We start from the raw sequence: 23,656 nt of genomic DNA, 5'->3' as shown, positions 1-23,656 counted from the left end.
GTTTATTGCTGTTCTTCTAGCTGCTTGACTCTTTCTTGCCACTCTTCTTCAGAAATTCCATGTTCAGCTACATATCTGTTGCGTGGATGGACACGGCATTCATGAGAGCAGCTGCGTAAATACTTATGCTCATTTTCTTCTGAAGCTAGAATCTTTTCATTACACTCCGGATTAGCACAGTTCACATAGCGCTCGCAAGGCTCACCGGAAAAATAGTCACGGCCGACAATTACATGTTCTTTTTGGTTAACAGGAACGCTGATGCGCTCATCAAATACATAACATTGGCCGTCCCATAATTCCCCTTGCACCTCAGGATCTTTTCCGTAGGTGACAATTCCGCCGTGCAGTTGTCCGACGTCTTCGAAGCCTTCTTTTAATAGCCAGCCGGAGAACTTTTCACAGCGGACACCGCCTGTGCAATACGTTAAAATTTTCTTGCCTTCTAATTTTTCTTTATTTTGACGAACCCAGTCTGGAAGCTCACGGAAATTCCGGATGTCAGGCTTGATGGCTCCTCTAAAATGTCCAAGGTCATATTCATAATCGTTGCGGGCATCGAGAACGACGGTGTCTTCCTGCTGCATTTGTTCAAAGAATTCTTTAGGCTCCAAGTATTTACCCGTCAGCTCTAAAGGATTAATGTCTTCTTCCAGGCGCAGGGTCACAAGTTCTTTTTTCGGACGAACTTTCATCTTTTTAAATGCATGCTCGTCTGCTTCATCAATCTTATATACCATGTCAGCAAAACGAGGATCCTTCTTCATTTCGCTCATGTATGCCTCTGCTTGTTCAACGGTTCCTGATACGGTTCCATTGATCCCTTCATGAGAGACTAGGATGCGCCCTTTCAACCCAAGTTCTTTGCAAAATTCCAAGTGCTCTGCTGCATACTCTTCCGGATTATCTATAGAAACATAATGGTAATATAATAAAACTCTATATGGTTTTGTGGTAATCAATGTTCTTACCGCCTTCTATTTAAAATGATTTCGAGTCATAAAACAAAAGAAAAGAGCCTTTTGTTTTATTTTTAAACATACATTACTATTTAAACAATTTTTCAGCGAGATAGCAAATGTTAGTTTTTTCAATTGAAAAGAAGCTAGCAGTTTAAATGTGATGGAACATTCTGTACAATTTTGATAGGAATATCAATTAATAAATAAAAGTGAGAAGGAGGAATAAAATGGGTGCTATTGATCTGCAGAAAAAGAGCTTAAAAGTAGTTCTGGAGAAAAAACAATTAACAGCGGTGACAGCACGTGTCGGTTTAGTGCTGGATATTACAGGTTCGATGAGAACACTCTACAAAAAAGGTACAGTTCAAAAGGTAGTGGAACGGATTTTAGCTGTGGCTGCGGAATTTGACGATGATGGAAAGCTGGATGTTTGGGTATACGATAATGAATTCTCACGCCTTGAGCCGGTGACAGAGAAAGATTTTGAAGGGTATGTGGATAGAGAAATTTTGCAAGATGATAGCGTGCATAAATTTGGCAGGAATGAGGAATTGCCTGTTATGAAAGATGTTTTGACGAAGTATTTGCAGGAAGAGACTGCAAAAGATCCGGCCTTTATCGTTTTCATCAATGATGGCGGCTGCCGGAAAAATATTAAGTCCCTTATCGAAGGATCAGCGGACAAGCCATTGTTCTGGCAGTTTGTTGGGATTGGCAATGGCAATTTCGACTTCTTAAAAAAGCTAGACACACTAGAAGGACGAGAGACGGACAATGCTAATTTCCTTCACATCGAAGAGATTGAGAAAATTTCTGACAATGAGCTCTATGATGCTTTGTTAAATGAATTTCCAAGTTGGCTAAAGGAAGCGGCACAAAAGGGGATATTAACAAATAATATGGCACAAAAAGAAACGGCAGCAACAGCAGAGCCGGAATCAGAACCAGAATCATCCTCTAAAGAGCAAAAAGGGTTTTTTAGCAGGTTGTTCGGCAAATAAAAGGGATCAGGCGAAGGTGCACCTGATCCCACATAGTCTTATCTGCAAAGGCTAATTTTTATTGTTGTCAGCATAAATGGCCATTGCTTCACACATAAATTTCGCAAGCCCCGGCCCAAACTGATCAATGTTTTTCGTGAATCGCTCATCAGCAACATACATCTGGCCCAACCCTTTAAATGCATCAAGAGAATAGCTGCCTATCTTATTCAAAAACAAGTACCATTCCTTAATAGCTGTCTGTACTTCTTTGGACTCAGGCGGATCATTGCGGAGAGCCGCAAGCTTTATATAGATGGCATTCATCCCTTTAGATAAGTCGTCTTGTTCTTCTTTAGACATGCTGGCTAGCTTAGCGTTTGATTCGTCTACTGCTTTGTTGCCCCAACGTTCTCGGGCCTCTTGTTCGTAAGGGTTTTGACTAAAATCAAAGCCCTCAAATTTTTCTTTGTTTGACATCTGAATGTCTCCTTTCATATGTTGAATGGTTTTTTCGACAGTCGCAATCATCTGATTAAGCCGGCGGCGTTTTTCAATTAGCATTTTCTGATGCAGCTCCAACGCTTCCCTGCGGTCAAATGAAGGACTGTCAATGATTTCTTTTATCTTTTTTAAAGGGAAGCCGAGTTCTTTGAAAAATAAGATTTGCTGGAGCATCTCAAGGTCTTCATTTGTATACAAGCGATAGCCCGCTTTTGTTGTATGGGTTGGACGCAACAGTCCAATTTGATCATAATGATGCAGTGTGCGCACACTAATTCCTGCCATATCAGCGACTTCTTTAATTTTCATTACCATGATTGTTGCCTCCCTTATATTTGTAATATAAAGTATGACGTAACGAGAGAGTCAACAGCAATTTACATATTATTTTAGCGCTACGAAAATGATAGACTAAATAAAATTTTATAGGAAGTGATTACGTTGATCTCAGTTGATCCAGCAGCTAACAGCATAAAGGATAATTATAAGCTTTTGATTGGTAGCATTGTCCCAAGGCCCATTGCTTTTGTGACGACAATAGCAGAGGATGGAACATTAAACGGTGCGCCCTTCAGTTATTTTAATATTGTTTCTGCCAATCCGCCGTTGATATCTCTGGCGATCCAGAGAGCCGGAGAGAAGCAAAAAGACACAGCCCGCAATGCGATACAGTTAAAGGAGTTTGTTGTCCATATCGTGGATGAAAGGAATGTAGGAAAAATTAATGAGACGGCAGCTATGCTTCCGGCTGATGAAAGTGAAATTGATTTGGCCGGCTTAATACCAATCGAGAGCACGAAAGTTTCTGTACAGGGTGTGAAAGAAGCGGGTGTTCGAATGGAATGTGTGCTGGAACAGGCCTTTGAATTGGGAGGGGAAGATGCTCCTTCAACTGATCTGTTAATTGGAAGGGTTGTTCTCTTTCACTTTGAGGAGCAGATTTATAACAAAGGAAAAATCAATTATAGTGAGTTAAAAGCTGTTAGCCGGCTAGCAGGGGCTGATTATGCTAAAGTAGGTGAAATTTTTTCTTTGGAACGGCCAAAATAATAAGAGCAGAAGAAGACAGATAAAACATTATTCCAAAAAGTAGGAGAATCATCCAAGCTAACACTATTTTTGCTTTATGATACAGGCGGCATTGACAGGCTTCATACATTTAAAAATAAGCGGCTTCAGAACGAGTATGTTAGGATTTGTCCGCATTTTAAAGAGAACTTTTTAAAGTTCTCTTTTTTATGTATAGAGGAACCGTTTGTATTTAACCGGCTGTTAATGCTTATCTTCAGGCTTTTACATTGACATTCATTAGTTGAGCCCCTAAACTTATATAATGTTTAGGGGGGCAACTAATGTGAAAAAACAATTAAGAGAAGCGGTGGAATTGTTCGAGGAAGTGATCATTTATGGGACAGAAAGGGTAATTAAATCAGTGGATAATCCGTTATGGCGTGAGTACTCACCGGAGCAGATGCAGTCGCTGAAAATTATCAACAAGCATGGTCTCATTGCTGTAGGACAGTTGGCAGCCATGCAGGGAGTTCACAAGAGTGCCATTTCCCACCGTCTAAAGCAACTAGATGAAAATGGATTGATTCGAACAGGGAAAGCAGAAGGGGATCAGCGAACAAAGCTTGTGGAGCTGACGGAGAAAGGAAAAGCCATTGTGCAGCAGTCGGATCAAGTGTTATATGAGTACATTGAACAGCTGCTGTCTGATGAGGTGGAAGAACAGGAGGTTGAACAGTTTGTTAAAACGTTCCGCAAGCTGAAGGAAGTGTTGAAAGTGAAGGGAGTGTAGTGAATGAGAAAAGTGATTAAATGGAAATGGCCTATTACGGTGGGGATCATTGTATTGACAGCCGTTCTCTTTGTCCTGGCACCTAACCTAACAAAACAGGCGGAGAAAGCAGGCACATTTCAGTTGCCAGATGATGCTGCTTCTCAGCGGGCGACCGAGATATTAGAGAAAGCAGGAGCGGGGGAAGAAACAATATCGCTTGTTTTCCCGTTAAAGGAAAAGCTTAATGAAGCATCTAGGAAGGAGATAGCCCAAACAGTAGATGATCTAAACAAGCTGGGTACTCCTGTAAAGGAGGTACTTAATCCTTTCGAGAATAAAGATTTGGAAGAGCAGCTAGTGTCTGAGGACAAAAAAACAGTGCTCGTTCCAATCACAGTAGATGGCACAGATGAAGAAGTGAATGACCTTGCGGAAAACATACGTTCAAAAGTGGTACCAAAAGATCGAACGGTTTATTTGACGGGAGAGGCGATCATTAATCATGATGTGAACGTGAGTGCTCAGGAAGGTTTGAAGCGAACAGAAGTCATTACAGTTGTTCTGATTTTTGGTTTGCTGCTGGCAGTATTCCGCTCATTTGTTACGCCATTTATCCCACTGCTTGCTGTCGGCATTACGTACTTGCTCAGCCAATCATTCGTCGCCTTTTTTATTGACTGGTTTGGCTTCCCGGTATCAAACTATACCCAAATTTTCTTAGTGGCTGTTCTTTTCGGTATCGGAACAGATTACTGTATTTTATTGCTGAGCCGGTATAAAGAAGAGCTATTTGCCGGACATACAGTCGAGGAAGCGATAGTAAACACATATAAAACAGCGGGAAGAACATTGTTAATCAGCGGATTAGCTGTATTTATCGGGTTTTCTGCCATCGGTTTTGCACAATTTCCTATCTTTAAATCAGCTGTTGGCGTCGCTGTTGGCATCATCGTGTTGCTGTTTGTGTTATTTACAATCATGCCGTTCTTTATGGCGGTGCTGAAGGATAAATTGTTCTGGCCTTCAAAGAAATCAGCTGCTCATCACGATAGCAAGATTTGGATCTTATTCAGTTCGTTATCTGTTAAACGGCCGCTTTTATCTATGCTTGTCGTAGCTGTGATAGCCGTTCCGCTACTGTTTACGTACGATAATGACCAGTCTTATAACACCGTGGAGGAAATTGGCAGTGACTATGAATCTGTTAAAGGGCTGAATGCGATTGAAAAAGGCTTTGGAAAAGGAGATTCCTTGCCCGTACAAGTGATTCTGAAGCACAAGAAAGATATAGTAACAGAAGAAACGGTTCCTTATGTAGAATCCATTAGCAGGGAGATAGAAAAAGTGAAGGGCGTCAAAGAAGTGCGTACCATCACTCGCCCGACCGGCAAGGTTATTGAAGATTTATACGTTGATCAGCAGCTTGGTCAGCTAGCTGAAGGTGTAACGAAAGCACAAGAGGGGCTTGGTGAAGTCCAGGGCGGATTAACAAAAGTACAAAATGGACTTAATGAAGTGACGAAGCAGCTGCCGGCTGGAGATCAAGCATCTGCGGGAGCGGGAGGTCTTGGTGAAGCCGCCAAAGGGCTTGGAAAAATTAATGAACAAATTGGCCTCGTTTCGAAAGGGCTTCAGCAATCACAAAATATTCCGCGAACCGTTCAACAGTTGGGCATGCTCCAACAGCAGCTTGGCCAAGTACAGCAGGGGATTGGGAATGCTGCCGGCCAGCTAGAAAACTCCGCAGGTCAAATCAGCCAGTTAAAAGGCGGGTTAACAAAGCTTTCGGAAGGTGTTGGATCTGCTAACAATGGTTTATCAGAAGTAAAAAAGGGCCTGAATACCGTTTCCTCAATGATGACTAATATGAGCGAATCGAAAGGGCTGCGGGATACGGGAATGTTTATCCCGGAGGGGACACTTGAAAATAAAGACTTTGAGCAAGTGCTGGACCGGTATACAATCGATCAGCAAACAGGTGTGATGCTTGAGGTAATTCTTTCCGACGATCCGTATTCAACTGAAGCGATTAAAACGGTTGAAAAAGTGAAGGCAGCCGTACAGCGCGCGGTGACAGGCACACCTTTTGAAAAGGTGGAGACTGCGTATAGCGGAGTATCAAGCATGAACAGTGATTTAAAAGAGATTGCTTCTGAAGATTTTACCCGCACCGTAACCATTATGCTTATTAGCTTATTTGTTGTTTTAACCGCCCTGTTTCGGTCTCTTATCATGCCACTGTATATGATAGGCTCACTATTGCTTACTTATTTTACGTCTGTAGCCGTATCAGAGCTAATTTTCGTTAATTGGCTTGGCTATGATGGTATTAGCTGGGCTGTGCCATTCTTCGGCTTTGTCATGCTTGTAGCACTTGGTGTTGATTATTCCATCTTCCTGCTTGACCGCTTCCGTGAAGAAGCAGCAGATGGCGTGACTATCCCGCAGGCAATGGTCAAGTCAATGGCTAAAATGGGTACAGTTATCATTACAGCGGCTGTTATTCTTGCCGGTACGTTTGGGGCAATGATGCCATCAGGAGTGCTCAGTCTTGTGCAAATTGCTACGATCGTGATCACCGGGCTGCTGCTCTATGGTTTAATTATTTTGCCACTGCTTATCCCGGCTATTACGGTTTCCTTTGATCGGGGAGTCTGGTGGCCTTTTAAAAGAAAAGAATCATAATAGAAAGAAAAGCCGTTGGCAGTCATTATATACATGACTGCCAACGGCTTTTTAGGTGGAATTGAGGTAGCGGCTCTCTCTACAAATGACGAAAAATGTAAAAAATAAAAAGTCGAAATATGAAAATAGCAAAAAAATTTTGCAGCAAATAAGAAAAGAAAGCAACGAAAACTTGCTGAGAAGTTGAAGGGAAAAAGGATTATTTCCCAGCATTTTTTAGCAAGGGAGAGAAGAAAAAACACAAAATCAAGAATAATAGACAGATTGATATGAGTGAATTTATGCATTCTGGTTGTATATAAATACATAAGAAGATGCATAAAGATTAATATGTTAATGCATGATTAATATTTTAGAATAAAAATGCCCAAAACTACCTTGTCGAATTGCGTTATATAAAAAATGGTACTCACCCACCTGGTTAAACAGCCCACCTTCATAAACAGGAAGGAAGAGAAAAGCTACAGCGATCCGTTGTTTTTAAAAGCCTTATTTTAACTGTATTTGGAACCGGTTCCCTAAAAATAGTGAAAAAATCGATTTTTGTTCCAAAAATGAGGAACCGGTTCCGAAAGAAGAGGTAAAAATAAGCCCTGGCCGGCTTTAAAAAGGTATCTATTCTTTTTCAATAGAATAGTTGTTTTCTCTTTTAGCGCATGTTTATTAAACATACATGAATGCAGTGATCAGCCAGGGACAAATCGTTTGTCGACGCTTTCTCTTGGGATAATCTCAAAACCTGAATACGTGAGCTTGGGAATTTCTTCTCCGTTAGCTAATTTAATAATGTTTCGGGCCGCTGTTTCTCCGGCTTCGACAAAGTGAAGTTTAACTGTTGTTAAAGCAGGGTTCATCATCTCTGTAATGCTATACCCGCCAAACCCGGTGACAGATATGTTGGCGGGCACGTGCATGCCTTTCTTATAGGCCGCTTTCACTGCACCGATAGCAATATCGTCCGTCGCACAAATCAGAGCGGAAGGGAAGTAGCTTTCAAAAACTGCCAGCGCTCCTTTTGCTGCTTCTTCCATAGTAAAGCCGGTTTCAAAAAAGTGGACCTCGCACCCGTTCGCTTCTCTAACTGCCCGCTTAAAGCCTTCTTTTCTATTCACGCCGATGGCTGTGTTATCCTCGCTGACGCCTAAAAAGGCGAGACGCCGATGCCCTTGTTCAATAATATATTTTCCAATAGCATAACCAGCTTCTTCATCGTTGTGGATAAGGCTGTATACTTCCTCATGCTGCTGGCCAACTAATAGTATGGGAACATTAATTTCACTAAATGCCTGTAAGTGCGCATCGGTGATTTGTGTTGCCAATAAAATAATACCAGCGACTTTTTGTTTTGCCAGCATATAGATGCTTTCAATTTCACGCTCTATGTTTTGGTTGGTATTAGAAACGAGCATGTGGCAATTCCATTTTCGTAATTCATTATCGATGCCAGTCAGGATTTGGGATGTTTCATACGAATCGAGATGGGGGACGATTGTACCGATCATGTTTGTTTTCTTTGCTTTCAAGCTTTGCGCAAAGGTATTTGGTGTGTATCCGGTTTCTTTGATGATTGTTTCGATTCTTTGTTTTGTTTTCTCGCTCACTGACCCGCCGTTTAAATATCTGGATACGGTGCTTTTTGCTACGCCAGCAAGTTTGGCAATATCTGCAATCGTCTTCATTTTGCCACTCCTGTTTCCCGGTATATTCGCTCTCATTATACACTATTCCGAAATTAGGCAGAAAGAATGAATCATAGCTAGGTAGAGACGTTGTCTATACTAGCCTATCAGTTATATTGTATGATAAGCGAAAAGAAACCATTTTGAATACAGAACGGTTTCTTTTCGTGCCATCTGAGTAGCAGCAGGCGTGATAAAAAGTTGGCAAACATTTCAGCTAATAGTCATTTCGTTAATAACCCATTAATTCTTTAACTTTCTCAGCATTGGCTTTAGAAGTCAGCATTTCTAGAAGTATAAAGGCAACTTCCATGGCTGTACCGGGATTTGATGAAGTAATCACATTTTCATCTACCACAATGCGATTAGTTGAGATTTGCACTTCATACGTGGCTAATTGTGCTAAACGTTTACTGGAGGGATGATTATAGGTCGTAGCTTTGCGATGTCGTAGTATGCCGCTATGCGCAAGCGCTAAAGAAGCTACACAAATAGAAGCAATCGGCTTTTTATGTGTATTAAAATGTTGAATGACCTCTTGAAACGTTTCGCTAAATGCATCCTCGTAAAAATTCGCCTCTTCAAACCCGCCAGGAATCGCTAATGCATCAAATTCATGTAAATCAATGTCTGCTAATCGTTTTTCTGGGGTGACTCTAAAGTTCCATGTCGCCTGTAGCTCTGGGTGAAGTCCTGCTGAAATAACCATTGTAGAGCCGTCACCTTCTAATTGATTCCATCCAAGTACGTCTGTAAACACACTGGCCTCGTATGCTTCAAAGCCATTTGCTAATAACAATAATACTTTCTTCATTGACTATCGCCTCACTTTCTCACTTCAGTTTAATGGATTTTGATCGCCTGCTGAATATTATGACAAATGTATTTCTTTGAAATTGCTTTTGTTTTTATGGATAATTCATACAAATACTTCATTTAATAAGGAGAGACTATGGATCATATTGATTATGAAATTTTAAAACAGCTAGAACAAAATGCCAAAGTGACGACAAAAGAAATCGCTGCACATGTACACTTATCGGCACCCGCAGTAGCTGAGCGAATTAAAAAGCTCGAGGAGCAGCAAGTTATCACAGGTTATCAAGCCTTGTTTGATTTAAAAACACTCGATCGTTCAATTGTGGCGCTCGTGTTATTTAAATCAAATGACTGCAAAAAATTAGCGGAATTTTGTTACAGCCATCCGGATGTGCTTGAATGCTACCGAGTGGCAGGTGAAATCAGCTATATCGCAAAAGTTGCGACACAATCGGTAGAAACCCTCGAAAGATTTATTGATCAATCGATGCCGTACGGGACACCATCCACAAATATTGTGCTATCCGAGCATAAGAACGCGACATTGTAAAAGAGGCTTTCTGGTTGTGGGTCAGATCGGCCCATTTATTTTAAAACTATGGAAGAACGCTAGAGTATAAAAATGAGATGGTGTATGATGGAAAAAAATAAGTGGCACATTTGCTGTCATAGAAATAAGGAGGAGAAAGGGTGAAACAATCTGCGCTACAACAATTGCCAGATCAGGAAGCGATAAGGCAGCCTAATCGATTATGGATGGTTCTTTTGCTTGGTTTGCTGTCTGCATTCGGGCCTTTATCGGTAGATATGTATTTGCCAGCCTTGCCAACTCTAGCGAAGGACTTACATGCATCGGCGTCTGTTGCCCAGCTTAGCTTAACTGCTTTTTTAATTGGTCTAGCTTTTGGTCAAGTAATTGCTGGTCCTTTGAGTGATACAAATGGAAGACGAAAACCCTTGATGGCCGGCCTTATTATCTTTACTGCTGCTTCTATTCTATGTATAATCATGCCCTCTATTTGGGGCCTTATCGTAATGAGGTTTATTCAAGGAGCTGCCGCAGCAGCAGGAATTGTTATTTCGCGCGCGGTGATTCGGGATCTTTATTCAGGTTCGGAACTAACGAAGTTTTTTGCCTTAACTATGCTTGTTAACGGTGTAGCCCCGATTGCTGCTCCAGTTATCGGAGGACAGCTCCTTTCTTTTGTATCCTGGCCGGGTGTGTTTGGAGTGCTTGCTATAGTGGGAGCAGTGACTTTTTTTGCTGTTTTTAGCGGCATGCCTGAAACGCTCTCCGTTGAGCGCAAATCCGCAGGAGGGTTAAAACAGACACTTCTTACGTTTAAAGTATTAATGATTGATAAAGTGTTTATGGGCTATTGCCTCGTACAAGGGTTTGTGATGGCAGCCATGTTTGCTTACATAGCGGGGTCACCATTTGTGTTGCAGGATTTTTTTGGATTATCACCGCAAGCCTTTAGTCTATGCTTCGCCATTAATGGCCTGGGAATCGTCATCGCTACTCAGGTTACCGGCCGGCTTGCCGGGAGGGTCAGCGAATCGGCTTTATTGAAGGCAGGGCTTTTGATGGCGTTATCGGGAAGCGTTTTGATGCTTGCTATGCTTGCGATAGAAGCTCATCTCATCGCTGTTCTTATTCCGTTGATCTTTGCGGTATCAAGTGTAGGGGTAGTATCGACCACATGTTTCTCGTTGGCCATGAATAATAAGGAGAAAACAGCAGGAAGTGCATCAGCGTTTCTCGGACTGATGCCTTATATTTTTGGTGCTGTCGCTGCTCCGCTTGCCGGCATTGGCGCTGGTCACACTACGCTGCCGATGGGGATCATTATGGTTGGCTGTCATTTAGCAGCAGTGTTTTCTTATTTTTTCCTATGCCGAAAATAAGGCTGCTGGCAAACAGACTTTGCTTACAAAAAAAGAGATCCAAAAGCAGCTGCTTTTGGATCTCTTTTTTTGTTCAGTCCGCTCCGCCACCACCGCCGCTGTCTCCACCGCCCCCTCCATCACTGCTGAAAAATCCGCCTCCATCAAAAGAGCTGTTTCCGGATGAACTATCTGAACTTGCTATTTTGCTCCATTTCCATGTGTCTTCTAAGTAAGAAACAGGGTTGTGATCTGCTGACAAAAGAAAAGTGAGTGGTGCAGCTGAGAATAACGCTGTTTTGACTTCTGCTGCTTCTTTAAGCAAAGGATGATGTCGTCTGGCCTTCAGGATTAATGATCGGATAGCCCATTTATCAAGCTCAGTTTCTGGCAGGGAAACGGGGATTCCATGTTTCCTAATTTGCTTGCGGAATATCCGGATATCCGCATAGAGAGCCGCTGCTTCACTTGATAATGTCATGCGCGGCGTAAAGAGATAGAGTAAAGTACTTGCGGCGATGAAAAGAGCTATTTGTTTCACCAAGGCTGGATCGTATAGCATGAGAGCTGCAAGAAACGATACAAGCAAAGAAAGCAGAGAACGCCACCTTTGCGCAGGATTCCGGCAAGCCAGCAAAAATAATCCAAGGCTAATGATGGAATAAATAAGCATCGCTGCCGTGGAGAGCGAATCCAGCATGTAACTATAAAGAACGATTAAGTAGATAACTGCAAGCAGTATAGGGACAAGAAGGCGGATCACTTTGTCTCCCATCAATCGTTCTTCTTTCATGTATTGAAGGGCGGCATGAAACCATTCCTTTTCTCCTTCTTTGAACAAAGAGTGTTTCGTTCGGTAACTGAGCAGTTGGCGATGGTTGTCTTTTTCTTTTTTCGTTGCTCCGGCTATATTCATCATGGCAAAGGAGGTCCTGCTTTTCTTTCCTAGCTTTTTAAAAAGCCATAAAATGAGTTGATTTTCATGCGGCGCGAGCAGGTCAGGCGTACGTTTTAGTGTGAACAAAAGCTGATGATCGGGAGCGTCGGGATCATTTTGAAACCGCTTGGCCGCTTGATCCAGTTTTACTTTGGCAGCCCCTTTCTCAACAAGTGAATATAAAGCGGCAAAATAACCATACCGGTCTTTTTTTCCAAGGCGATGGATGAAATACAAAACGAGTGGATCTGTGTGGATAAGCTTATTTACATTCCCGCTTCCTCTCAGGTGACGCATGCGAAAGATAGCCATCGCAAGGCAACTAGACCCGGCTAGTGCTGTTAAATAAGGTAGAAGTTGTTGTAGTTGTTCCCGTTTCTGTTCGTTCTCAGCTATTCGCTTTGCCTGTCTTTCTTCTTGTTCGAGTACTTTTTCCAAGGTGGCTGGGGCAGCTGCTTTTCTCTGTTCAGACATGACTGCAGAAGGAAACAGCAGCCTTGTTTCTGTAAGAGAATACATGGCGGAAGTCGGTGTAGTAAAGCGCACAACGAGTGGTTCCTTATGAATATCCCCTTCTTCGCGATCATGCAAAAAAGCATAGTAGCGGCTTGGTTCTATTTCTTGTGGGAACACAAAATCAATCGTTATATGATGAAGGTCTTGATCATGATTGCTGCCAGTCCCGAAAAAAGGAACAACGAGATCGCTATACGTTTCATACGATTTTACTGCTCCTTTCAAGCGATAAACGTAAAAGATGGTCTTTTTTTCGTTTTTAGCAGAAAGGGAAGCGTAGTAACTATTATCTTCCTGTGATACGTTAAGCGTCCGCAAGTCTTGTTCGTTTACAAACCCTGGTTTAGCATTTGGATCTACCAGTTCGTATGCATGAAAATTGGTGACTCCTTGGTGATGATTTGTCTGTATTGAACGTCTTACTCGGCTATATTCCCCCTTGAACGTATACTTAAATACCTCGTTGAGAAGCAAATCGCCATTTGGTTGAATCCATGCGCGAATGTCGACTTTATCAATGGTATAGGATTTAGCAAAAGCCGAGGGACTGCAGGCTAGAAAAATCAAAATGGTCAGCACGGGAAGTCGAAGTGTTTTCAAGTTTTCACCTCTCTTTCTATAGGAATCTATGTTTCTAATTCCAAATAATAGCATAACTGACAAAATAGAAAATGCAACGAAGGAACTGCTTTGTCTGTAAAATAAAAGAGGGTAAAGGTTATTTTGAATGGCCTTTAGGAGAGATATTTATTATCAAATCTTTTGAATAGGGCCGTTTTAGACGTTTATGAGAAGGGTAATTTTGAGAATAGCTATCTGGAAATAGGCCCACACGGTAAAGTGTCTGGTATGATCCAGAATCAAGCTAGGAAGGGGACCAAAAGAATGGAAAATGTAAAAACAGCGATTGTTTATTACAGTTCAACAGGTACAAATTATCAGTTAGCTAAATGGGCGGAAGAAGGAGCCAAAGCGTCAGGTGCTGACGTAAAAGTATTGAAAGTGCCGGAAATCGCTCCACCAGAGGCGATTGAATCAAATGCAGCCTGGAAAGCTCACCATGAAAAAACAAAGGACGTTCCTAAAGTGACAGTGGACGATCTTATATGGGCAGATGCCATTATCTTTAGCGTTCCGACCCGGTTCGGAAATGTACCCGGTCAAATGAAGCAATTTTTGGACACAACCGGTGGAGCATGGGCTAAAGGAAAATTAGCGAACAAAGTAGTCAGTGCAATGACATCTGCTCAAAATCCACATGGCGGACAAGAACAAACAATCCTGCAATTATACACCTCTATGTATCATTGGGGAGCGATCATCGCAGCGCCTGGCTACACTGGAGAAGCAGTATTTGCTGCAGGTGGAAATCCTTATGGTACATCAGTCTCCGTGGATCAGGAAGGGAAAATGAAAGAAGATGTTGAGGAAGCTGTAAAGCATCAAGCAAAGCGGACTGTTATGGTAGCCAAGGCAATAAAAAATGGCCTGTAATCACAGATAAAAATAGGAAAAAGGTTTCCGGAAAATATTCTTTCGGAAACCTTTTTCCTTTTAGATAAACCAGCTTAGAGGCTAATCAAATGATCGAGCAGCCATTTTCGCCGATTAATCGTTGCTAAACATTTTAAATAATCCACCGATTCCACTTTCATCTTTGCCGCCAGTACCTGCCGGCATCGCAGCGAAGACACGGCTGGCTAGACGGCTGAATGGAAGCGACTGAATCCAGACTGTTCCTGGGCCGCGGAGTGTAGCAAAGAATAGCCCTTCGCCACCGAATAGAGCGGTTTTCACACCGCGTACTGTTTCAATATTGTAAGTAACGTCACTTGTCATGGCTACTAGACAGCCAGTATCAATCTTCAATACTTCACCTGGGGCTAATGTTTTTTGATGAATTGTCCCCCCAGCATGAACAAACGCCATGCCGTCACCCTCAAGTTTTTGCATAATGAAACCTTCGCCACCGAAGAAGCCCACGCCCAATTTGCGCTGCAATTCAATACCGACAGATACGCCCTTTGCCGCTGCCAGAAAAGCGTCTTTTTGGCAAATAACTTTCCCATTTAGCGCACTCAGGTCCATTGGAATAATTTTGCCCGGATAGGGAGAAGCAAAGGAAACATGTTTTTTTCCTTGTCCCTCATTTGTAAACATCGTCATGAACAAGCTCTCTCCGGTTAACACCCGTTTACCGGCGCCAAGCAGCTTGCCCATTAATCCACTGCCTTGATTAGATGAACCGTCACCAAAGACCGTTTCCATTTCGATTCCATCTTCCATCATCATTAAGCTGCCTGCTTCTGCGATAACTGTCTCGCGCGGGTCAAGCTCGACTTCGACAAACTGCATATCATCGCCATAAATCTTATAATCAATTTCGTGGTTATTCATTAAAAATTCCTCCTTCTCACAAAAGGTAGTACGAATATTTATAAAAGAAGGTTTCGTTATTTTTCAACTATTTTGCAAAAAAAGGTGAAATGATGAGAGATTTTTCTTAATCGGTGAGGTCTTTTTTCTGTGCATTCGTCCATTCTACTTTATAGAGTAAAGCGATTTCTGTTTCTTTCAGCCCTCGAGGCAGCTCCCCGTGGTCACTGTGGAGAGAGCCCATGCTGTTTTTAGTAGTACTAGACCAGCCGGCTAGATAAACGGGCTTGTCTTTCTTTAAAGTGATTTTTTCATGAATCAAACTGTTGAATGACCAGGCCGTCATCTTGTGTTCAAATACTGTTGCAGCCAAGCCATCTGGTAATCCTTCAAGCAGTTTGACGAAACCCTTTTCACTGTCTAAGTCACTTGTGCCAAAAGAGATGATTTTATCCCTGAATGCGTGTTTTATTTCGCCGAACGAGACGAGCATATTTTGTTCAAATTTTCCGTCCTTATACAAAACAACTGTATATTGGATGTCGTCTCCTTTTTTCAATGTGCCATTTAAGTTAAAAAATTCAATGTGATCCGCTCCTGTTTTGCTGATTAGCTCTTTTTCTCTTTCGGTTAGGTTATAAGGCTCAATGGTAAGTCTCGTGCTTGAGGGCGTTTGTTTTTTCTCCGCTTCTGTACACCCAGCAATCAATAAGAGAAAGCTGATATACATTCCCCATTTTAATAACTGTTTCATCTCATTCTCCTTTCAGGAAAAAAATGTATTTTTATGATCTTTTGTTACATTATATCTCGAATGAGACTTACGGAAGAAAAAGAATTTCAACAAAAAATGGTTGGAATATCCAAATAGTACTTTTTTCGCGTATTTTTGTAAAAAATTAATTAAATATCTTAACTATTATTGGACTAAGCCGATTAAATCAAGGGGACATCTTATGAGAAAGGGAGAGAAGCGGATGAAAAAAACAAAAAGCATTGCTTGGAAATTATCCGGATTAATTATTGGGCTATTTTTACTACTTTTTGTAGTGTATTCTATTGTAACGAATACCATGTTACACAACAAAAGCGTAAAAGATTCCGAAGAGTATGCGAATGAACATGCGAAACTGTACGCAGCTGGTCTGAGCCAGCGCTTTGAACACACGAGCAAAACCTTAATGACTGCAAAGCATATGTTTGAAGCTTTAAATGATGAAAAAAAGATGACAGCTCAATCTGCTTTGCAAATGGTCAAGAAGAATCTTACTGAAAATCCTAGTATTTTTGGGATGGGACTCATACTCGAGAGCAATGCAGTTCCTATTGAAAATACGGTGAATAAAACGTTTATTGATCAGCAGCATCGTTTCATCCCTTATTTATATAAAGAAGGAGATACTATTCATACCGAGGCGATTAATGGTTACGAAACAGAAGGGGATGGAGACTGGTATCAAATCCCTAAGAAAGAGGGACGGCCAGTTTTAACGGAACCATACGATTACCAGGCTGGAAGCCAGACCATTCCAATGGCAACCATCTCTGTGCCTTTATTTTCAAAAGAAAATAAATTTATTGGAGTCATGACAGCTGACTTTTCTATTGAGTTCTTGAATGACGTAGTGAAAAGCATGAAACCGGACGGCGGTTATGCAAGTATCGTCACTGATCAAGGTTTTGTAGTAGCGAACAGTATCAACGAAAAATTAATTGGAACAAACATGGAAGAAGAATTAGATTGGAAGAAGGTTCGGTCTGATTTGGGAGAGAGAAAGGTCTCGACTTTATATGTCGATTCAAAGCAACTGAAGGAAAAAGCATTTAATACGTTTGCTCCTGTATCAGTTGAAGGAATAGATGAGATTTGGTCTGTTCAGACGGTTGTGCCCAAGTCTAGTATTTTACGTACGTTTAATGCCATTTTACTGTTAACAATTATAGCGGCAGTATTAATGATTATTTTAATGGCTGCTGCTTCCTCTCTGTTTATTCACAGACAGTTGAAGCCTTTAACTTACTTGAGGAAGTCGATTGAAACAGCCGCATCCGGTGATTTAACACAAAAAGTAGACCCATCACACATTCGTCAGGATGAGATTGGGCTGGTGGCCTCTGCCTTTAATGATATGCTCGATAAAACAAATGAAGCGATCTATGTTGTTAAGGGCTCCTCTGTAGAATTGAATGATTCTACTTCCCAAGTACATCAGGCATTTGAAGAGGTTTCGGCTGCAAGTGAAGAAGTGGCGGTTGCCATAGATGAAATTGCCCAGGGTGCCTCACAGCAGTCAATAGACACAGAGGATGCTAACCAACGGATGGCTGACTTGTCTGCACAAATCGATGCATTGGCAACTCTTTCCGATAAAATCAATCAGCTGTCAGCACAGTCGGGACAGTCAACTGAACAAGGAATGAAACAAGTCAAATTGCTGCGGGAGCACAACGAAGATACAGATAGAATGAATGAAAAAGTGCAAGAGCAAATTCAGGCATTATCCAAAAAGATTGCGAACATTGATATTGTCATTGCTTCGATCCACGGCATTACAGCCCAGACGAATTTGCTTGCTTTAAATGCCAGCATTGAAGCGGCCCGTGCCGGTGAACATGGAAAAGGCTTTGCCGTTGTCGCGGAGGAAGTAAGGAAGTTAGCGGAGCAATCACGCGAAGAGACCGACGTTATTCAAAAAACTGTCCATGAAATATTAGAAGAATCCAAGCAAACGGTTGCTGTTATTGCCAAAAACATTGAATTGATGGAAGTGAAGAATCAATCTGTCTCCAATACAGAATCTTCATTTAAGGAAAATGCTGAGCTAGCCAACCAACTTGGTGAATCAATTGTTCAACTATCTGCGAAGTTAAGGGAAATGATGGAATTTAAAGAGCAGGCCATTGAATCGATTCAGAGTGTATCGGCCATTTCAGAGGAAACAGCCGCCTCTGCTGAACAGGTCAGCGCTTCAGCTACTGAACAGCAGAGAGAAATGACCAAAGTCGCCTTATCAACCGAGCGGATGAACAATATTGCTGGAGAATTGAAGGAAGTTGTCAGTCGTTTCAAAGTGTAATCATTGTTAGATAGTCCGAAGAATAAAACCCCTGGAGATTAACATAATAATGTATAATCTCCAGGGGTTTTTGTTTTGTTCACTCTGCCTCTGCTGAGAATCTAATGGGGAATAACTGTTATGCCGTAACAAAGGACATTTTATAATTTAATGGATAAATAACGGGGGATTCGGGGTAAATCAATAAAAAATAAGGAGGCGAAATATGGGGTTTGTTCAATTGCTGAAAAAGGGAAATACGTCGTCAGGCATTGCGGCTATCGGAAATACAGTACTTGCTATTTTAAAAGGAGTGGCCGCTGCCTTTAGTGGAAGCGGCACGATGTTTGCATCTGCCATGCATTCGCTGGCGGATGCCGTTAATCAGGGGTTTGTTTACTTTGGCAGCGCCTTAGCAGAAATGAAGCCATCCAAAAGATTTCCAGTTGGCTTTGGTAGGCTTATTAATATCTTTTGTATGGTCGCCGTCATTGTCGTAACGATTATGGCTTATGAAACGATCATGAAGGGCTGGAAGCTGTTAAAGCATCCAGCGGAATCATCTGATTTTCTGTTGAATTTTTTTGTGCTCGTTGCAGCGATTGCCGTCGATGGATTTATTTTATTTAAAGCGATGAAAGAAATTGCTGAAGAAGCACGTGTAGAGAAAAAAGGAAATATTCTTGTCACCGCTTTTAAAAACGTCGGCAAAGCGTCTCCTGCTACACGGCTAGTGTTTTATGAGGATTTAGTAGCAACCTCTGGAGCGTTTCTTGCTTTAATCGGTATTGTAGCGGCACAATTTTTTGGCTTGCTCGCCGCAGATGGTGCCATTACGATATTGATTGGTTTATTGATGGTCTTCGTTGCTTTTCGTGTTGGCTATGATAACATGGTCGGCCTAATCGGTGTCGCTGCCCCGAAGGAAGTCGAAAATAAAATGGCGGATATGCTGCTGGCTGATCCTGACGTAGTCGATATTTACAAAATGCGCATTATTCAGGAAGGCCGAGTTTATCACATTGATGGCATTGTCGAACTGAGAAAAGGTCTCTCGCTTGCACAAGCAGACGATATTAAGTTCCGAGTCATGGACCGGCTGCTCCGGGAACCAGAAGTTGCAGACGTTACACTTGGCATTATTGAAGATGATGATAAAAAAGGTTGGAAGGGAATGCCCGAGCCGACATGATCTCTTCCAAAAAATGATTGACCATTCGACCGTTTGTTGCTAGAGTTAAAAGCATAATTACTTAAATAATCCATGCTTTCTAGGGTTCCGCGGATGCGTCCGGTCTGGTCCGAGAGAAGGCACACAGAGTCTTTCTGTGACACGGAGGGATAAAAGCCCGGGAGATTGCCACGATATAATTGTGGAATCTTTCGGGTTTTTCTGTTTTTGAAAGGGAGGAGAACGAATGAATAAGGAATGGATAAAAGTATTCATTGCTGCTTTTTTTGAGGTATTCTGGGTGGTTGGCTTAAAGCACGCCGACAATATGTGGGAATGGGCAGGAACGGCGGTGGCTATTCTCGTCAGCTTTTATTTATTAATCGCGGCGGGAAATAAATTGCCGGTTGGCACGGTGTATGCTGTGTTTGTTGGTATGGGAACGGCAGGAACTGTTCTATCAGAAATCATCTTTTTCGGGGAGCCGGTCAAAGTGGCAAAACTGGTATTGGTTGTTGTGCTGCTTGTCGGGGTAATCGGCTTGAAGCTTGTTACAGATGAAGCGGAAGGAGAGCGAGCCTCATGAGCTGGTTGTATCTCGTACTTGCGGGTATCTTTGAGATGACGGGTGTAGCGATGATCAATAGCCTCCACAAACATAAAAACTGGCAATCGTTCGTTCTTATGCTAGTCGGCTTCTCCGCAAGCTTCCTCTTTCTCGCTTTAGCTATGAAAACATTGCCAATGGGGACAGCCTATGCTGTTTGGACAGGTATTGGCGCTTCCGGCGGTGCAATTTTAGGGATGCTGCTGTATGGCGAATCGAAAGATTGGAGAAGAATTGTTTTCATCGTGATGGTACTTGGAGCTGCTGTCGGTTTAAAGTTAGTATCCTGACCTTAAGGCCACTCTTTTATTGAGTGGCCTGTATTTTTCTCTTTATAATCAGTAACAGAAAAAGCGGTAGACCCGAGCGTTAAAATTGATTGATTTTCTGTGTTTTGGAACAATAAACCCAAAGGGAAGGGAGATGCGTGAATGAAAGTACTAGTTATAGGAGCGAATGGCCAAATTGGCAGGCAGGTTGTCGAGCTTCTTCAAGAAAGAGAAGAACATACTGCACGAGCATTGGTAAGAAGTGAGGAGCAGGCTGAGTCTTTTGAAAAGACTGGGGTAGAAGCGGCGGTGGCGAATCTTGAGGGAAGTGTGGAAGAAATCACAGAGGCAGCAAAAGGTTGTGAAGCAGTTATTTTCACTGCTGGTTCAGGTGGACAAACCGGCTGGGATAAGACGCTTTTGATTGACCTCGATGGTGCGGTGAAGACGATTGAGGCTGCCCAGGCGGCCGGCATTAGCCGTTTTATTATGGTAAGCGCCCTTCAAGCTCACCGCCGAGAGAATTGGAACGAAGCGATCAAACCATACTATGTAGCAAAACATTACGCAGATAAAGTACTGCAATCAAGCGGCCTGACGTACACAATTATTCGTCCGGGCGGGTTGCTGAATGAAAAGGGGACGGGGAAAGTAGCAGCCGCGGAGAACTTGGAACGCGCCTCGATCCCACGCGAGGATGTAGCTAGAACAGTAGTCGCTTCACTTAGCGAAGGCCATACGTTTAATCGTTCTTTCGATCTTGTTTCAGGAGGTGTGCCTATTTCGGAAGCGCTAAAACTTATATAAATTCTATGTATTTTATTACGAGGGCAAAGCTGCCAGTGCAGTTTTGCCTTCTTTTTATTCCACCTATGAAGGCTATTCAGATGGTTACCATCAATGCGGCCACCTATTTACGCCTTGATGAGTGCATTGGCGGGATCGCTCCCGGAAGAAAAGCGGATATTCTTCTTCTCCCGGATCTGGTTGATTTCCGTCCGGATGTAGTCATTGCCCGTGGGGAAGTAGTAGCTGAACACGGAGAATTACAAGTGGAGATGCCAGAAATCGATTGGAATGAGTATGCAGTCAGAGAACCATTCGCCTTCTCCAAAGAAAGACTGGAGAACACAAATTTATACAGGTACCCGCATATGTTTCCGAGTGAGCCTGTGCCCGTTGTGTATTTCCGCAGCAACGTGATTACACAGAGAAAAGATACAGAATTGCCTTCTATCAGCGGCTGTGCAGACTTATCTAATCATGATGGACTTGTGCAAGCTGTGTTAATGGATAGAGACGGCGAGTGGGTATCCAAAGCAGTTCTTGAGCGATTTGCGGTCGATTTGGATGGTTTGGCGTCCACTTACAATACAACAACTGAGCTGCTTGTCATTGGAAGAAATCATGAATCAATGGCAAAGGCAGCAGCCAGGGTGCATGAAATAGGAGGTGGAATAGTCATCGTTGATAGCGACGAGGTGGTGTTGGAAATTCCGCTGACATTTACAGGGATGATGACAACGGACTTTTCATTTGATACGGCAGTAGGCTATCATAATCAGTTATTGGCGGCCATGCAGGAGCGCGGATTTCCTTTCCACGATATTTTATACACTTTGCTGTTTTTAACATGCGATTTTCTTCCGGGTCTCCGGTTAGTTCCTCATGGGCTGTATGAGGTGAAAACGGACAACATTCTGCTGCCATCTGTTTCTTTCCCTGCTTTCAACTGTGAGATAAGAACATAAAGCCTTTAGGTTATGACAAGAGGAGGGCGATTAAATGGCAAAGTATACAATGGTTGACCAAGATACTTGCATTGCCTGTGGGGCATGCGGAGCGTCTGCGCCGGATGTGTTTGATTATAACGAGGAAGGAGTTGCCTATGTAGTTTTAGATGATAACGAAGGCGTAGCGGAAATTCCTGAAGAGCTGGTTGATGACGTAGAAGAGGCGTTTGAAGGCTGTCCTACAGAATCTATCAAGATGGCAGAAAAGCCTTTCTATAGCAAGATTCATTCATAAGTCAGTATGAGAAAGATAGGTATTCTCCTCATCTATTCAGATGAGGATTTTTTATTGGAATGATTACCATCATCCTGTTCGTTTCACAGGGGCTTATCGGATGAATTCCAATAGTTACTTTAAATTAATTATTGTCTCCACCCTTAAAGGCATGGTACTATCGAAATAGACAAAATATTTAAAAAATAAAATTGTTTGGACAGCCTAGGAGGAGAACAAATGAAAAAGTGGCTAATGGTAGTACTGCTCGGCTTGCTGCTCGTATTGACGGCCTGTAATTCGGGTGACAAGGAAAGCGGCGGCAGCTCTGAAAATGGGGACGAGCCAAAGAAGAAAGAAGCAAAAGTAGGAATTACACAGCTCGTTGAGCATCCGTCTTTAGATGGGGCAAGGGAAGGATTTATCGAAGCTTTAAAAGATGCTGGTTATGAAGAAGGGAAAAATTTAACGCTTGATTATCAGAACGCCCAAGCAGATGTAAACAATAACATGACCATTGCGCAAAAGCTTGTTAATGATGGAAATGACCTCATCTTAGCTATTTCTACACCGAGCGCGCAGGCAGCTTTACAATCAACGAAAGATATTCCTATTCTTTTTACAGCAATTACAGATCCTGTAAGTGCCAAGCTTGTTAAAAGTATGGAAGAACCCGGAGGCAATGTAACAGGCACATCTGATACACACCCGGAGGCCATTAAAAATACAATTGCTTCTATTAAAGACTTTTTCCCTGATGCGAAAAAAGTAGGCGTGATTTATAATTCGGGGGAACCGAATTCCGTTGTTAATGTGGATAAAGCAAAAGAAGCGATGAAAGAAAACGGATTGGAGCCGGTAGAAGTAACAGTTTCTGCCAGTTCAGAAGTAAAACAAGCAGCTGAAACGCTTGTTGGACGAGCGGATGTCCTCTATATCCCAAAAGACAATACGGTCGTTTCTGCCTTAGAATCAGTCATTACAGTAGCAAATGCCAAGAAGATCCCAGCATTTGTCGGAGAAAGTGATTCAGTCAAACGGGGCGGATTTGCTTCTTACGGATTTGAATACCATGATCTTGGCTACTCAACAGGAAAAATGGCTGTTGAAATCCTTGAAGGCAAAAAGCCAAGTGAAATTCCAGTAGGTGTTCCTGAGAACCTGGAGCTAGTTGTTAACAAGAAAACAGCTGATATTCTCGGTGTGAAATTAACAGAGGAACAACAAAAGAAAGCTAAATTAGTAGAATAAAAGATGAGAGTCCCCCTGTAATCGTTCATTAGTTGCAGGGGGATTTTTATCTGACAAAGAAATTTGGCTGTTATAGTTCATTAGAGTAATTTTTAGAGAACTTTTTCTTTTGTTGTACGTATGAGTAAGTAGCCGAAAAAAAGGCAAAGATGATTAAAAATAACATG

Annotated in this window: 21 protein-coding genes, 1 pseudogene and 1 riboswitch; of the genes and pseudogenes, 15 read left to right on the top strand and 7 right to left on the bottom strand. The window is 42.2% G+C overall.

What is annotated here, in order from left to right; genetic code table 11:
* Positions 1-2: 2 nt before the first annotated feature.
* A complete protein-coding gene (gene trhO, locus MKZ02_RS01235; protein WP_340851459.1) occupies positions 3-962 on the bottom strand; it encodes an oxygen-dependent tRNA uridine(34) hydroxylase TrhO in 960 nt (319 codons plus the stop codon).
* A gap of 227 nt (positions 963-1,189) precedes the next feature.
* Between trhO and MKZ02_RS01230 the strand changes: the two genes are divergently transcribed.
* Positions 1,190-1,963, top strand: a complete 774-nt coding sequence (locus tag MKZ02_RS01230) for a vWA domain-containing protein (protein ID WP_340851457.1) — start codon at positions 1,190-1,192, stop codon at positions 1,961-1,963.
* Positions 1,964-2,014: 51 nt separating this feature from the next.
* On the opposite strand, the gene MKZ02_RS01225 is transcribed toward MKZ02_RS01230, so the two are convergent.
* Positions 2,015-2,761, bottom strand: coding sequence for a MerR family transcriptional regulator (locus MKZ02_RS01225; protein WP_340851456.1), 747 nt, complete (start codon positions 2,759-2,761; stop codon positions 2,015-2,017).
* A 126-nt stretch (positions 2,762-2,887) separates the two neighbouring features.
* Here MKZ02_RS01225 and MKZ02_RS01220 point away from each other — a divergent pair, with 126 nt between their 5' ends.
* From MKZ02_RS01220 to MKZ02_RS01210, 3 genes are all read left to right on the top strand, one after another.
* Complete coding sequence (locus tag MKZ02_RS01220; protein ID WP_120035967.1) at positions 2,888-3,496, top strand: flavin reductase family protein; 609 nt, start codon at positions 2,888-2,890, stop codon at positions 3,494-3,496.
* Positions 3,497-3,800: 304 nt separating this feature from the next.
* The gene (locus MKZ02_RS01215; protein WP_120035969.1) at positions 3,801-4,247 is read left to right on the top strand and encodes a MarR family transcriptional regulator; all 447 of its coding nucleotides are present in this window, start codon (positions 3,801-3,803) and stop codon (positions 4,245-4,247) included.
* 3 nt (positions 4,248-4,250) lie between these two features.
* Positions 4,251-6,914: an MMPL family transporter gene (locus MKZ02_RS01210; protein ID WP_340851453.1), complete on the top strand. Its 2,664-nt coding sequence runs from the start codon at positions 4,251-4,253 to the stop codon at positions 6,912-6,914.
* 686 nt (positions 6,915-7,600) lie between these two features.
* On the opposite strand, the gene MKZ02_RS01205 is transcribed toward MKZ02_RS01210, so the two are convergent.
* Together MKZ02_RS01205 and MKZ02_RS01200 are read right to left on the bottom strand one after the other, a co-directional pair.
* Positions 7,601-8,593, bottom strand: coding sequence for a LacI family DNA-binding transcriptional regulator (locus tag MKZ02_RS01205; RefSeq protein ID WP_120035971.1), 993 nt, complete (start codon positions 8,591-8,593; stop codon positions 7,601-7,603).
* A gap of 232 nt (positions 8,594-8,825) precedes the next feature.
* Positions 8,826-9,407: a DJ-1/PfpI family protein gene (locus MKZ02_RS01200; RefSeq protein ID WP_120035972.1), complete on the bottom strand. Its 582-nt coding sequence runs from the start codon at positions 9,405-9,407 to the stop codon at positions 8,826-8,828.
* A 138-nt stretch (positions 9,408-9,545) separates the two neighbouring features.
* On the opposite strand from MKZ02_RS01200, the gene MKZ02_RS01195 reads away from it, so the two are divergent.
* Positions 9,546-9,962: an Lrp/AsnC family transcriptional regulator gene (locus MKZ02_RS01195; protein ID WP_120035973.1), complete on the top strand. Its 417-nt coding sequence runs from the start codon at positions 9,546-9,548 to the stop codon at positions 9,960-9,962.
* 206 nt (positions 9,963-10,168) lie between these two features.
* The gene (locus MKZ02_RS01190) at positions 10,169-11,320 is read left to right on the top strand and encodes a multidrug effflux MFS transporter (protein WP_120038066.1); all 1,152 of its coding nucleotides are present in this window, start codon (positions 10,169-10,171) and stop codon (positions 11,318-11,320) included.
* 73 nt (positions 11,321-11,393) lie between these two features.
* Here MKZ02_RS01190 and MKZ02_RS01185 read toward each other — a convergent pair whose 3' ends face one another.
* Entirely contained in the window at positions 11,394-13,352 is a 1,959-nt protein-coding gene (locus MKZ02_RS01185; protein WP_340851451.1) for a DUF2207 domain-containing protein, read from the bottom strand.
* Between the two features lie 285 nt (positions 13,353-13,637).
* On the opposite strand from MKZ02_RS01185, the gene wrbA reads away from it, so the two are divergent.
* Complete coding sequence (wrbA, locus tag MKZ02_RS01180; protein ID WP_120035976.1) at positions 13,638-14,246, top strand: NAD(P)H:quinone oxidoreductase; 609 nt, start codon at positions 13,638-13,640, stop codon at positions 14,244-14,246.
* 114 nt (positions 14,247-14,360) lie between these two features.
* Here the strand turns inward: wrbA and MKZ02_RS01175 are convergent, their stop codons facing one another.
* Positions 14,361-15,149: a TIGR00266 family protein gene (locus tag MKZ02_RS01175; protein ID WP_120035977.1), complete on the bottom strand. Its 789-nt coding sequence runs from the start codon at positions 15,147-15,149 to the stop codon at positions 14,361-14,363.
* A gap of 106 nt (positions 15,150-15,255) precedes the next feature.
* Positions 15,256-15,882, bottom strand: coding sequence for a hypothetical protein (locus tag MKZ02_RS01170; protein WP_340851449.1), 627 nt, complete (start codon positions 15,880-15,882; stop codon positions 15,256-15,258).
* A gap of 223 nt (positions 15,883-16,105) precedes the next feature.
* On the opposite strand from MKZ02_RS01170, the gene MKZ02_RS01165 reads away from it, so the two are divergent.
* The 8 genes and pseudogenes from MKZ02_RS01165 to MKZ02_RS01130 all read left to right on the top strand — a co-directional run bounded on the left by MKZ02_RS01165 (position 16,106) and on the right by MKZ02_RS01130 (position 23,489).
* Positions 16,106-18,205 carry a methyl-accepting chemotaxis protein gene (locus MKZ02_RS01165; protein ID WP_340851447.1) on the top strand — a complete coding sequence of 700 codons (2,100 nt, stop codon included), beginning with the start codon at positions 16,106-16,108 and terminating at the stop codon, positions 18,203-18,205.
* Positions 18,206-18,410: 205 nt separating this feature from the next.
* Positions 18,411-19,376 carry a cation diffusion facilitator family transporter gene (locus tag MKZ02_RS01160; RefSeq protein WP_120035980.1) on the top strand — a complete coding sequence of 322 codons (966 nt, stop codon included), beginning with the start codon at positions 18,411-18,413 and terminating at the stop codon, positions 19,374-19,376.
* Between the two features lie 68 nt (positions 19,377-19,444).
* Positions 19,445-19,542, top strand: a riboswitch (guanidine-I (ykkC/yxkD leader).
* 60 nt (positions 19,543-19,602) lie between these two features.
* Positions 19,603-19,941, top strand: a complete 339-nt coding sequence (locus tag MKZ02_RS01155) for a DMT family transporter (RefSeq protein ID WP_120035981.1) — start codon at positions 19,603-19,605, stop codon at positions 19,939-19,941.
* Positions 19,938-20,252 (top strand): DMT family transporter, encoded by a 315-nt coding sequence (locus MKZ02_RS01150; RefSeq protein WP_120035982.1) that lies wholly within the window; start codon positions 19,938-19,940, stop codon positions 20,250-20,252. Before MKZ02_RS01155 ends, MKZ02_RS01150 begins: the two co-directional genes overlap by 4 nt.
* A gap of 141 nt (positions 20,253-20,393) precedes the next feature.
* On the top strand, positions 20,394-21,038 hold the full coding sequence (locus MKZ02_RS01145; protein ID WP_120035983.1) for an SDR family oxidoreductase: 645 nt from the start codon (positions 20,394-20,396) through the stop codon (positions 21,036-21,038).
* Positions 21,039-21,088: 50 nt separating this feature from the next.
* Positions 21,089-21,982: pseudogene (locus tag MKZ02_RS01140) on the top strand (adenine deaminase C-terminal domain-containing protein); the annotation flags it as partial.
* A gap of 34 nt (positions 21,983-22,016) precedes the next feature.
* The gene (locus MKZ02_RS01135; RefSeq protein WP_340851445.1) at positions 22,017-22,259 is read left to right on the top strand and encodes a ferredoxin; all 243 of its coding nucleotides are present in this window, start codon (positions 22,017-22,019) and stop codon (positions 22,257-22,259) included.
* Between the two features lie 219 nt (positions 22,260-22,478).
* The gene (locus MKZ02_RS01130; protein ID WP_120035986.1) at positions 22,479-23,489 is read left to right on the top strand and encodes an ABC transporter substrate-binding protein; all 1,011 of its coding nucleotides are present in this window, start codon (positions 22,479-22,481) and stop codon (positions 23,487-23,489) included.
* The last annotated feature ends 167 nt before the right edge of the window (positions 23,490-23,656 follow it).

The sequence above is a fragment of the Pseudobacillus sp. FSL P4-0506 genome (assembly GCF_038003025.1).
Classification (GTDB): Bacteria; Bacillota; Bacilli; order Bacillales; family Domibacillaceae; genus Pseudobacillus.
The sequence above is the reverse complement of the archived record's forward strand: the minus strand, read 5'-3'. Positions and strand labels throughout refer to the sequence as shown.